9 protein-coding genes are annotated in these 11,807 nt (G+C 64.7%); 5 read left to right on the forward strand and 4 right to left on the reverse strand.

All coding sequences use genetic code 11. From position 1 onward, the window contains the following. Window positions 1–4: 4 nt before the first annotated feature. The 4 genes from pabB to C3F42_RS27140 form a co-directional block, all read right to left on the reverse strand. Window positions 5–1,348 (reverse strand): aminodeoxychorismate synthase component I, encoded by a 1,344-nt coding sequence (pabB, locus tag C3F42_RS27125; protein WP_104445117.1) that lies wholly within the window; start codon window positions 1,346–1,348, stop codon window positions 5–7. 234 nt (window positions 1,349–1,582) lie between these two features. Beyond that, window positions 1,583–2,563: an alpha-L-glutamate ligase-like protein gene (locus C3F42_RS27130; protein WP_038706442.1), complete on the reverse strand. Its 981-nt coding sequence runs from the start codon at window positions 2,561–2,563 to the stop codon at window positions 1,583–1,585. After that, a complete protein-coding gene (locus tag C3F42_RS27135) occupies window positions 2,563–4,098 on the reverse strand; it encodes an inactive transglutaminase family protein (protein WP_046854910.1) in 1,536 nt (511 codons plus the stop codon). The genes C3F42_RS27130 and C3F42_RS27135 overlap by 1 nt, the downstream gene beginning before the upstream one ends. Window positions 4,099–4,103: 5 nt before the next feature. Continuing rightward, entirely contained in the window at window positions 4,104–4,640 is a 537-nt protein-coding gene (locus C3F42_RS27140; RefSeq protein ID WP_023629916.1) for an ATP-dependent zinc protease, read from the reverse strand. Window positions 4,641–4,925: 285 nt separating this feature from the next. Between C3F42_RS27140 and C3F42_RS27145 the strand changes: the two genes are divergently transcribed. From C3F42_RS27145 to prpF, 5 genes are all read left to right on the forward strand, one after another. Beyond that, window positions 4,926–5,642, forward strand: coding sequence for a GntR family transcriptional regulator (locus tag C3F42_RS27145; RefSeq protein WP_094011296.1), 717 nt, complete (start codon window positions 4,926–4,928; stop codon window positions 5,640–5,642). Continuing rightward, a complete protein-coding gene (prpB, locus tag C3F42_RS27150) occupies window positions 5,639–6,529 on the forward strand; it encodes a methylisocitrate lyase (protein WP_094011297.1) in 891 nt (296 codons plus the stop codon). Before C3F42_RS27145 ends, prpB begins: the two co-directional genes overlap by 4 nt. A gap of 95 nt (window positions 6,530–6,624) precedes the next feature. Next, complete coding sequence (gene prpC, locus C3F42_RS27155) at window positions 6,625–7,752, forward strand: 2-methylcitrate synthase (RefSeq protein WP_104445118.1); 1,128 nt, start codon at window positions 6,625–6,627, stop codon at window positions 7,750–7,752. 156 nt (window positions 7,753–7,908) lie between these two features. Beyond that, the gene (gene acnD / locus C3F42_RS27160) at window positions 7,909–10,497 is read left to right on the forward strand and encodes a Fe/S-dependent 2-methylisocitrate dehydratase AcnD (protein ID WP_104445119.1); all 2,589 of its coding nucleotides are present in this window, start codon (window positions 7,909–7,911) and stop codon (window positions 10,495–10,497) included. A gap of 107 nt (window positions 10,498–10,604) precedes the next feature. Continuing rightward, window positions 10,605–11,795, forward strand: coding sequence for a 2-methylaconitate cis-trans isomerase PrpF (gene prpF / locus C3F42_RS27165; RefSeq protein WP_023630594.1), 1,191 nt, complete (start codon window positions 10,605–10,607; stop codon window positions 11,793–11,795). Window positions 11,796–11,807 lie beyond the last annotated feature (12 nt).

Consider the following 11,807-nt stretch of genomic DNA (forward strand, 5'->3'; position numbering starts at 1 on the left):
AGTTCTACAAGGCTTGCAGCGTTTCCATCAGCACGCGCACCTTGGCGATCGACTCTTCGTATTCGGCCTGCCAATCCGAATCAGCCACCACCGCGCCACCGCCCCAGCAACTGACCTGACCGTCCTTGACCAGCAGGCTGCGGATGGCGATCGAACTGTCCATCTCGCCGCGCACGTCGAGGTATAGCAGCGAGCCGCAGTACAGGGTTCTGCGTGTCGGTTCCAGCTCATCGATGATCTGCATGGCGCGGATTTTTGGAGCGCCGGTGATCGAGCCGCCGGGGAAGCTGCCTGCAATCAGATCCAGGGCATCCTTGTCGGCGGCCAGGTGGCCGACCACGCTGCTGACCAGGTGGTGGACGTTGGGGTAGCTCTCCAGGCTGAACAGCTCCGGCACCTTCACCGAGCCGATCTGGCAGGTGCGGCCGATGTCATTGCGCAGCAGGTCGACGATCATCAGGTTTTCCGAGCGGTCCTTGGGGCTGGCTAGCAACTCGGCAGCGTTGCGGGCGTCCTCGGCGGGGTCGGCAGAGCGCGGGCGGGTACCTTTGATCGGCCGGGTCTCGACCTCGCCTTGGCTGACGTGGATGAAGCGTTCGGGCGAGAAGCTCAGCAGGGCTGTGCCTTCATCCAGCTGCTGGTAGCCGGAAAACGGTGTCGGGCAGGCGGCGCGCAGGGCCTGGTAGGCGCGCCATGGGTCGCCCTGGCAGGGTGCGCGGAAGCGCTGGGTGAGGTTGATCTGGTAGCAGTCGCCGGCCTGGATGTAGCGCTGCACCTGATCGAACGCCCCCCGGTACTGCTCGGGGCGAAGGTCGCCGGTCATGGGGGCCAGCAGGTGGAAGTCACCGCTATCGCCCGGGGTGCTGGCCTCGAACAACGCGATGAGCCGTTGCCGTTCGTCCTCGGGCAGGCGCGGGTGGAACACCAGCTGGCTCCTGCACAGCCGATGGTCGGACACCAGTGCCCAGGCATACAGCCCCAGCCGGGCGTCGGGCAGGCCGAGGTCGTCGACAGCGTGCGTCGGCAATTGCTCCAGGCGCCGGCCAAAGTCGTAGCTCAGGTAGCCGATCAGGCCGCCGGCGAAGGGCAGCTCTATGCCCTCGGGCAGTCGGGCTTCCCCAAGGTCCGCCAGTGCCTGGCGCAGGCGCTGCAGGTAAACCTGGCCGTCTTCATCGCTGTGTGCCTGCAGCTGTTGCAGGGGCCAGGCGCTGAGCAGGTCGTAGCGACCGCGTTCGGCACCCGGACGGGCGCTGTCGAGCAGGATCGCGCCGGGCGCGCGGCGCAGGCGTTCGAAGTAGAAGGCGGGGTCGGGCTGGTAGGGCAGGGGGTGCAGCGTACAGGTCGGCATCAGAGTGGACGGCGATGAAAAAGCGAGGAGGGCGATTGTAGACCTGTGGGGGGGATGCGCCTAGCGTCGGCAGCGACATTCGCATGTTGTGTCTCGCCTCGGGGTCGCTATGCGACCCTTTCGCCGCGGTTCGTCGTCACGACAAGCCAGCTCCCACAGGTGGTGTGTGATCCTTGTGGGAACTGGCTTGTAGTGACGACGAACCGCAAAGGGCTGCAGAGCAGCCCCCGAGCATCACTGCGGATGAACGTGTCCGAACAGGCCTTGCGAGACCTTCACGCGTTGCTCGGCATCCTCGCTGCGACCTTCCTTGGCCAGCATCTCCAGGTGCGCCTCGATGGCGTGGGTGCGTTGCGTGAGCCCGCAGTCGTTGGCGATCTGGATGTTCAGGCCGGGGCGGGCGTTGAGCTCGAGGATCAGCGGGCCCTTGTCCTGGTCCAGCACCATGTCCACACCGATGTAGCCCAGGCCGCACAGCTCGTAGCAACTGGCGGCAAGCTTCATGAAGCCGTCCCAGTTCGGCAGTTGCACGCCGTCGACCGCGTTGGTGGTGTCGGGGTGCTTGCTGATGATCTTGTTCAGCCAGGTGCCGCGCAGCGTCAGGCCGGTGGCCAGGTCCACGCCGACGCCGATGGCGCCCTGGTGCAGGTTGGCCTTGCCGCCGGACTGGCGGGTCGGCAAGCGCAGCATGGCCATCACCGGGTAGCCCATCAGCACGATGATGCGGATGTCGGGCACGCCCTCATAGCTGATGCTCTTGAAGATCTGGTCCGGGGTGACCCGGTACTCGATCAGCGCGCGGTCGCGGTGCCCGCCCAGCGAATACAGGCCGGTAAGGATGCTGGAGATCTGGTGCTCGATCTCCTCGTGGCTGATGATCTTGCCCGAAACCGTGCGGTAGCGGTCCTCGAAGCGGTCGGCGATCACCAGGATGCCGTCACCGCCGGCGCCCTGGGCCGGCTTGATGACGAAGTCGCTGCGCCCGCCGATGATCTCGTCGAGCTTCTCGATCTGCTTCTCGGTCTCGATGATGCCGTACATCTCCGGCACATGGATGCCGGCCGCCAGGGCGCGCTCCTTGGTAATGATCTTGTCGTCGACGATCGGGTACAGGTGGCGCTTGTTGTACTTCAACACGTAGTCAGCGTTGCGCCGGTTGATGCCCATGATGCCCCGGGCCTCCAGGGCTTTCCACGTCTTGATCAGGCCGAACATCAGGCGTCAGCCTTCTTCAGGAATGCCTTGAAGCGCACGAGCTCGGTCAGGCGGTAGCCGCGGTAGCGACCCATCGCCAGCATGAAGCCCACCAGGATCAGCAGCACCGCCGGGAAGGTGAAGACGAAGTACACGGCTTCCGGCACGGTCATCAGCAGGTGCGCGATGGAGGCGGCGAACAGGGTGCCGACGGCCACTTTCATGGCATGGCCGCCGCCACGTTCTTCCCAGGTGATCGACAGGCGTTCGATGGTCATGGTCAGGATCACCATCGGGAACAGCGCCACCGACAAGCCGCGTTCCAGGCCCAGCTTGTGGCTGAACAGGCTGATGGCGGCGATCAGCACCACGACGAAGGTCAATACCACCGACAGGCGGGGCAGCATCTGCAGCTTGAGGTGTTCCAGGTACGAGCGCAGCGACAGGCCCAGGGCGGTGATCACCGTGAACAGAATGATGCCGAAGCCCAGTTGCGTCTCGCGGAAGGCCAGGGCGATCAACACCGGGGTGAAGGTGCCCAGGGTCTGGATGCCGATCAGGTTGCGCAGCACCAGGATCACCAGCACGCCGATCGGGATCATCACCATGATCATGAAGGTCTGCTGGGTCTGCAGCGGCAGGCCGTACAGCGAGTATTCGAGGAAGTCGGCGTCGGTGTTCTCGTCGGTCAGCTTGGCCAGGCGGATGGCGTTCATCTCGCTGTTGTTCATGCTGAAGGTGACGGTGGCCTTCTTGCCTCCATCGACGGTGATCAGGTTGTCGTCGCCGGTCCACCACAGCAGGCGGTCGCTGGGCAGGCCTTGCTCGCCGGTTTCCGGGTTGAAGTACAGCCAGTCGTTGCCGTTGAAGCTGCGCAGCCACAGCTCGGGACTCTGTGGGGTGTCGGCCACCAGGCGGATGGTGTGGACCTTCTCCAGCGGAACGTGGGCGATGGACAGCAGCAAGTCGATGACCTGGGCTTTCTTCAGTGGCGAGTTGTCGCCGGCCAGCAGCAGCTTGGCGTTGTCGTCGTTGGCGTTGTTGACGCGCTTGATGGTCTCGCTGACGAAGGTCTCGACGTCGGCCGAGTGCTGGCGGATCGGTGCCATCAGTGCTTCGGCGGCGATTTTCTCCGGGCCTTCGACCGCCAGGCTGTCGCGGAAGGTCGGGCCCTTGATCTTGGCCTTCTCGGTGCTGTAGCGCTTGGTCAGCACCAGGCGGTAGTAAAGAGTCTGGTTGCCGCTGGCGCGACGGGCCGACCAGGTCACCTTGCGGTTTCCGTCGGCGCGGTTGACGCTGACGCCATAGTTGTTGGAGATGAAGCTCTCGTTGAGGCTCACGTAGTCACGGTTCAGTGGGGGCACGAACATCTGCACCTTGACCGGGTCCTTGGCGCTGGCAACGAACTCGACCTTGGCGTCGATGTTCCACAGGTCATCGGTCTCGTCCTCGGTCACCGGGATGCCGAGGGCGAAGATCTGGTAGGCCGTGATCGCGATGCCCAGCACCACCAGGACGGTGATCAGGACTTTCAGGTGGAGGGTAAGAGAGCGCATCGGAATTACTCTGCTTTGGGAGCTTCGGTGGCACAGGCAGGTTTGCCGGCCGCGTATTTAAGGCTTGGGTCGACCAGCGCACCGAAGTGCTTGAGGGCCTCGGAGCCGATCAGCAGCGGGAACTGGAAGGCGCTGCGGTCGGTGAGGTTGACCTCGATGGTGCGTCGCGTCTGGCCCATGCAGATGTCGAGTTCGATGACTGGACGCGCAGTGTAGGCCTTGCCCGAGTCGGCGTCATAGTCCCCGGCGCGGCGCTTGATCTTGCTGACGCGGGCCAGGGGGCGTTCGATGGGGTGCTTGTGCGCGGCGTCGATGGCCAGGTAGAAGCGCACCCAGCTCTCGCCGTTGCGCTTGAAGCGCTTGATGTCGCGGGCACTGAGCGAGGCGGTCTTGGCGCCGGTATCGAGCTTGGCTGCCACTTCCAGGTCAAGGTCGCCCAGGCGGGCGTATTCGTTGAGACCGTACACGGTCTTTTCGGCCGCGGGCGCGAGTGCCGGCAGCAGGGTCAGGCAGAGCAGCAATGAAGCGGGTTTGAGTCTCATAATCCTGGCGCGGTGCTGTGCAAAGTTCAGGGCAAGGCGACTGGCCAAGCGTCCTCATTGATCTGTCATGGGCATGAAATGATGACAGACACACTATCCATGCTCCCGAAGGAGCGCGGCATTCTATCACGCCGGTGCCTTGACGCCAGCGCGCCCGCGATCTGACCGCGGCTAGGCTTGGTTAGTTCGTTATTAGACGATTGTCGACAATGTTCTTTTTGTCTTTGACTGTGGCTGTCTATTTAGCTAGTTTTGCCGTCATCGATTTGCAAGGTGTCGACAATCATGCTGGATGTATCCCAGGCCGTGGCAGTGCCGCAGGACGAGACCGAGACCCTCTCTGAGCATGTCTTTCGGCGTATCCAGGCCGCCATCGTCAAGGGCGAGATCGCCCCTGGCAGCAAGATTTCCGAGCCTGAACTTGCGCGCACCTACGGCATCAGCCGCGGCCCGCTGCGCGAGGCCATCCACCGTCTCGAAGGCCAGCGCCTGCTGGTGCGCGTGCCGCATGTCGGCGCCCGGGTGGTATCGCTGAGCCACGCCGAGCTGATCGAACTGTACGAAATCCGTGAGTCGCTCGAAGGCATGGCCTGCCGCCTGGCCGCCGAGCGCATGAGCCAGGCCGCCATCGACGAACTGCGCCATGTGCTCGATACCCATGAGCGCGATGCAGCGTTCCAGGCCGGGCAGGGCTACTACCAGCAGGAAGGCGATTACGACTTCCACTACCGGATCATCCAGGGCAGCGGCAACCAGACCTTGTACAAGATGCTCTGCGGCGAGCTGTACCAACTGGTGCGGATGTACCGCATCCAGTTCTCCTCCACGCCCAACCGCCCGCGCCAGGCCTTCGCCGAGCACCACCGTATCCTCGATGCCATCGAAGCCCACGACGGTGAGCTAGCAGAACTCCTGATGCGCCGCCACATCGGCGCGTCCAAACGCAATATCGAGCGCCACTACCAGGGTGCCGACAACAATAGCCCACGAGGTGAGTCATGACAGTGAAGAGCACGCCCGGCCAGCGTTTCCGTGACGCGGTCGCCGCCGAACATCCGCTGCAGGTGGTCGGGACCATCAACGCCAACCACGCCTTGCTGGCCAAGCGCGCCGGTTTCAAGGCCATCTACCTCTCCGGTGGCGGTGTCGCCGCCGGCTCCCTGGGCTTGCCGGACCTGGGTATCAGCGGCCTGGATGACGTGCTCACCGACGTGCGGCGCATCACCGACGTGTGCGACCTGCCGCTGCTGGTGGATGTCGACACCGGCTTCGGCGCCTCGGCCTTCAACGTCGCCCGCACCGTCAAGTCGATGAGCAAGTTCGGCGCCGCCGCGATCCATATCGAGGACCAGGTCGGAGCCAAGCGCTGCGGCCACCGCCCGAACAAGGAGATCGTCTCGCAGCAGGAGATGGTCGACCGCATCAAGGCGGCCGTGGATGCTCGCAGCGATGACAGCTTCGTGATCATGGCGCGCACTGATGCCCTGGCGGTGGAAGGTCTCAATGCCGCGCTGGATCGTGCCGCCGCCTGCGTCGAGGCTGGCGCCGACATGATTTTCCCCGAGGCGATCACCGAATTGCACATGTACAAGACCTTCGCCGAACGGGTGAAGGCGCCGATCCTGGCCAATATCACCGAGTTCGGCGCCACGCCGCTGTACACCACCGAGGAACTGGCTTCGGTCGACGTGTCACTGGTGCTCTATCCGCTGTCGGCCTTCCGCGCCATGAACAAGGCGGCCGAGAACGTCTACACCGCGCTGCGCCGCGACGGCACCCAGAAGAACGTGATCGACACCATGCAGACCCGCATGGAGCTCTACGATGCCATCGGCTACCACGCCTTCGAGCAGAGCCTCGATGCATTGTTCGCGCAGAAGAAAGGGTAAGCGAATGCCTGTACCGGCCCTGCGACAGGGCCGGTACGAATCACCAGGATTAGCCAGCAAGACTTCGATAACAAATTCAAGAAAGGAGAAACACTATGGCCGAAGCAAAAGTACTCAGTGGGGCGGGCCTGCGTGGCCAGGTGGCCGGCCAGACCGCGCTGTCGACCGTCGGCCAGGCCGGCGCCGGCCTGACCTACCGCGGCTATGACGTGCGCGACCTGGCCGCAGGCGCCGAGTTCGAGGAAGTGGCCTACCTGCTGCTATACGGCGAGCTGCCGAGCAAGGCCGAGCTTGTCGACTACAAGCGCAAGCTCAAGGGGCTGCGCGACCTGCCGCAAGCGCTGAAGGAAGTGCTCGAGCGCATCCCGCGCGATGCACACCCGATGGACGTGATGCGTACCGGGTGCTCGGTGCTCGGTACCCTGGAGCCCGAGCTGACCTTCGACACCCAGCGCGATAAGACCGACCGCCTGCTGGCGCTGTTCCCGGCGGTGATGTGCTACTGGTACCGCTACACCCACCACGGCGTGCGTATCGACTGCAGCAGCGACGAAGACACCCTGGGCGGCCACTTCCTGCACCTGCTGCACGGCAAGAGGCCCAGCGAGCTGCACGTCAAGGTGATGAACGTCTCGCTGATCCTTTACGCCGAGCACGAATTCAACGCCTCGACCTTCACTGCCCGGGTCTGCGCCTCGACCCTGTCCGATTTGTACTCCTGCGTGACCGCCGCCATCGGCTCGCTGCGCGGTCCGCTGCACGGTGGTGCCAATGAGGCGGCCATGGAGTTGATCGAGCGCTTCCAGAGCCCGCAGGAAGCCACTGCCGAGCTGCTGCGCATGCTCGAGCGCAAGGACAAGATCATGGGCTTCGGTCATGCCATCTACAAAGAGTCCGACCCGCGCAACGAGGTGATCAAGGGCTGGGCCAAGCAGTTGGCCGACGAAGTGGGCGACAAGGTCCTGTACCCGGTCTCCGAAGCCATCGACAAGACCATGTGGGAGCAGAAGCGCCTGTTCCCCAACGCCGACTTCTACCACGCCTCGGCGTACCACTTCATGGGCATCCCGACCAAGCTGTTCACCCCGATCTTCGTCTGCTCGCGCCTGACCGGCTGGGCCGCGCACGTGTTCGAGCAGCGCGCCAACAACCGCATCATCCGCCCGAGCGCCGAGTACGTCGGCGTCGAGCAGCGCCAGTTCGTGCCGATCGAGCAGCGCTGAGGCAACGACCGCTGGGGCTGCCATGCAGCCCTTTCGCCGGCAAGCCGGCTCCCACAATGTCCATGCGTTGCTGTGGGAGCCGGCTTGACGGCGATGGGGGCGCAGCGCCCCCAAAGGCCTGACCTGCAAACCGAATACCGTGAGCCCGATAACGATATGAACACCGCATTCCGCAAGAACCTGCCAGGGACCGCCCTGGACTACTTCGACGCCCGTGCCGCGGTCGAGGCGATCAAGCCCGGCGCTTACGATGGCCTGCCGTATACCTCCCGCGTGCTGGCGGAAAACCTGGTGCGTCGCTGCGATCCGGCCACCCTCGATGCATCGCTCGAGCAACTGATCGAGCGCAAGCGCGACCTCGACTTCCCCTGGTTCCCGGCCCGCGTGGTGTGCCACGACATCCTTGGCCAGACCGCCCTGGTCGACCTCGCCGGGCTGCGTGACGCCATCGCCGACAAAGGCGGCGACCCGGCCGCGGTCAATCCGGTGGTGCCGGTGCAACTGATCGTCGACCATTCGCTGGCCGTGGAATGCGGTGGCTTCGATCCGCAGGCGTTCGACAAGAACCGCGCCATTGAAGACCGCCGCAACGAAGACCGCTTCCACTTCATCAACTGGACCAAGCAGGCGTTCAAGAACGTCGACGTGATCCAGCCGGGCAACGGCATCATGCACCAGATCAACCTGGAGAAGATGTCGCCGGTGATCCACAACGACCGCGGCGTGGCCTACCCTGACACTTGCGTCGGCACCGACAGCCATACGCCGCATGTCGACGCCCTGGGCGTGATCGCCATCGGTGTCGGTGGCCTGGAGGCCGAAAACGTCATGCTCGGCCGCGCCTCGTGGATGCGCCTGCCGGAGATCGTCGGCGTCGAGCTGACCGGGCGCCTGGCGCCGAACATCACCGCTACCGACCTGGTACTGGCCCTGACCGAGTTCCTGCGCAAGCAGAAGGTGGTCGGCGCCTACCTCGAATTCCACGGTGCCGGCGCCAGCGCGCTGACCCTGGGCGACCGCGCCACCATCTCCAACATGGCCCCGGAGTACGGCGCCACCGCGGCGATGTTCGCCATCGACCAGCAGACCATCGACTACCTCAAGCTGACTGGCCGCGATGACCAGCAGGTGCAGTTGGTGGAAACCTACGCCAAGGTCGCCGGCCTGTGGGCCGACAGTCTGGCCAAGGCCGAGTATGAGCGCACCCTGAGCTTCGACCTGTCGAGCGTGGTGCGTAACATGGCAGGCCCGTCCAACCCGCACGCGCGCGTGGCCACCAGCGACCTGGCGGCCAAGGGCATTGCCGGGCAATGGCAAGAAGTGCCGGGGCAGATGCCGGATGGCGCGGTGATCATCGCCGCCATCACCAGCTGCACCAACACCAGCAACCCGCGCAACGTGATCGCCGCTGGCCTTATCGCCCGCAACGCCAACAAGCTTGGCCTGGTGCGCAAGCCGTGGGTCAAGTCGTCGCTGGCGCCGGGCTCCAAGGCGGTGCAGCTGTACCTGAAGGAAGCAGGCCTGGAACAGGAGCTGGAGCAATTGGGCTTCGGCATCGTCGCCTTCGCCTGCACCACCTGTAATGGCATGTCCGGCGCGCTCGACCCGGTGATCCAGCAGGAGATCATCGATCGCGACCTGTACGCCACCGCGGTGCTGTCGGGCAACCGCAACTTCGACGGGCGTATCCACCCCTACGCCAAGCAGGCGTTCCTCGCGTCGCCGCCGCTGGTGGTGGCCTACGCCATTGCCGGTACCATCCGTTTCGACATCGAGAAGGACGTGCTGGGCGTGGTCGACGGCAAGGAAATCCGCCTCAAGGACATCTGGCCGAGCGATGAAGAGATCGACGCCGTGGTGCGTGCCTCGGTCAAGCCCGAGCAGTTCCGCCAGGTGTACATCCCGATGTTCGCCATCGAGGAAGACAAGGGGCCGAAGGTCGCGCCGCTGTACGACTGGCGTCCGATGAGTACCTACATTCGCCGCCCGCCGTACTGGGAAGGCGCCCTGGCCGGTGAGCGTACCCTGCGCGGCATGCGCCCTCTGGCGGTGCTGCCGGACAACATCACCACCGACCACCTGTCGCCGTCCAACGCCATCCTGCTGGATAGCGCCGCCGGTGAATACCTGGCGAAGATGGGCCTGCCGGAGGAAGACTTCAACTCCTACGCCACCCACCGTGGCGACCACCTGACCGCGCAGCGCGCCACCTTCGCCAACCCCAAGCTGTTCAACGAGATGGTGCGCAAGGACGACGGCAGCGTGAAGCAGGGTTCGCTGGCGCGTATCGAGCCGGAAGGCAAGGTGACCCGCATGTGGGAGGCCATCGAGACCTACATGCAGCGCAAGCAGCCGCTAATCATCGTCGCCGGTGCCGACTACGGCCAGGGGTCGTCCCGTGACTGGGCGGCCAAGGGTGTGCGTCTGGCGGGCGTCGAGGCGATTGTCGCCGAGGGCTTCGAGCGCATCCACCGGACCAACCTGGTGGGCATGGGCGTGCTGCCGCTGGAGTTCAAGGCAGGCACCGACCGCAACACCCTGGGCCTGGACGGCAGCGAGACCTATGACGTGCTGGGCGAGCGCAAGCCGCGGGCGACGCTGACCCTGGTGGTCACGCGGCGCAACGGCGAGCGTGTCGAGGTGCCGGTGACCTGCCGCCTGGATACCGCCGAAGAGGTGTCGATCTATGAGGCGGGTGGGGTGTTGCAGCGCTTTGCCCAGGACTTCCTGGAAGGCACGGCATAACGCAGATGATGCATAGCGGTCCATGGGAGCGGGCTTGCCCCGCGATGGCCAAGACATCGCCATCGCGGGGCAAGCCCGCTCCCATGGACGGATAAGGAACATTAACCATGGCACATGCACCACAGGTAAAAATCCCCGCCACCTACATCCGTGGCGGTACCAGCAAAGGCGTGTTCTTCCGCCTGCAAGACTTGCCCGAGCGCGCGCAGGTTCCAGGCCCGGCCCGTGACGCCCTGCTGCTGCGGGTGATCGGCAGCCCCGACCCATACGGCAAGCAGATCGACGGCATGGGTGGCGCCACCTCCAGCACCAGCAAGACGGTGATCCTGTCGAAAAGCATCAAGCCCGACCACGACGTCGACTACCTGTTCGGCCAGGTCTCGATCGACAAGGCCTTCGTCGACTGGAGCGGCAACTGCGGCAACCTGTCCGCCGCAGTCGGCTCGTTCGCCATCAGCGGCGGGCTGGTCGATGCGAGCCGCATTCCACGCAATGGCCTCGCTACCGTGCGGATCTGGCAGGCCAACATTGGCAAGACCATCATCGCCCATGTGCCGGTCACCGAGGGCGAGGTGCAGGAAACCGGCGATTTCGAACTTGACGGCGTGACCTTCCCGGCCGCCGAGGTGCAGCTGGAGTTCCTCGACCCGGCTGCCGACGAGGATGGCGGGGGCGGGGCGATGTTTCCCACCGGTAACCTGGTCGACGACCTCGAGGTGCCGGGCGTCGGTACCTTCAAGGCCACCCTGATCAATGCCGGTATCCCGACCATTTTCGTCAATGCCGCTGATATCGGCTATACCGGTAGCGAGTTGCAGGACGCCATCAACGGCGATACCGCCGCATTGCAGCGTTTCGAGACCATCCGTGCCCATGGCGCCGTGCGCATGGGGCTGATCGAACATATCGATCAGGCCGCCGGGCGCCAGCACACGCCGAAAGTGGCCTTCGTCGCGGCGCCGAGCACCTACACTGCCTCCAGTGGCAAAGCCGTGCCTGCCGAAGAGATCGACTTGCTGGTGCGTGCGCTGTCGATGGGCAAGCTGCACCACGCGATGATGGGCACCGCAGCGGTGGCCATCGGTACTGCCGCGGCGATTCCCGGGACGCTGGTCAACCTGGCTGCCGGTGGCGGGGAACGAAGTGCCGTGCGTTTCGGCCATCCGTCTGGGACACTGCGGGTCGGGGCCGAGGCGCGTCAGGTGGACGGGCAATGGACCGTGACCAAGGCAATCATGAGCCGAAGCGCTCGGGTGCTGATGGAGGGCTGGGTACGCGTGCCCGGTGATAGTTTCTAAGGCATCAGTAGT

The organism is Pseudomonas sp. PONIH3, from assembly GCF_002934345.1.
Taxonomy (GTDB): domain Bacteria; phylum Pseudomonadota; class Gammaproteobacteria; order Pseudomonadales; family Pseudomonadaceae; genus Aquipseudomonas; species Aquipseudomonas soli.